Source organism: Rhodococcus sp. P4_C10, from assembly GCF_056402135.1.
Genome location: NZ_JBFUHZ010000112.1, coordinates 1 through 455, shown reverse-complemented (window position 1 = coordinate 455; position 455 = coordinate 1). Strand labels below are relative to the sequence as shown.

Here is a 455-nt window from a genome sequence, read left to right as displayed (position 1 = left end):
GTCTGCGACCGCGCCGACTCGGACCGGGCGGTGGTCACGGCCTCGTCCCGTCACCCTGCACAGTCCCGTCACCCTGCGCAGTCCGGCTGTTCTGCTCGAGCAGCCACACCAGCAGTGCCTTCTGCGCGTGCAGCCGGTTCTCCGCCTCGTCCCACACCGCGCTCTGCGGTCCGTCGATGACCTCGTCGGTGATCTCGTCGCCGCGGTGCGCGGGCAGGCAGTGCAGCACCACCGCACCCGGCGCCGCCTTCGCCAGCAGGGCCGCGTTGATCTGGAACGGCCGGAACGGCCCGACCCGGTCGAGTCCGTCGTTCTCCTGCCCCATCGAGGTCCACGCGTCGGTCACCAGCGCGTCCGCGCCGACCGCGGCCGCCTGCGGGTCGTCGGTGACGGTGACACTGGCACCGGTCTCGGCGGCCCGGGCCCGGGCCGGTCTCGGCGGCCCGGGCCCGGGC

Annotated in this window: 1 pseudogene; it reads right to left on the bottom strand. The window is 74.7% G+C overall.

What is annotated here, in order from left to right:
- Nucleotides 1-34: 34 nt before the first annotated feature.
- A pseudogene (locus tag AC1DWC_RS26755) lies at nt 35-455 on the bottom strand (hypothetical protein); the annotation flags it as partial.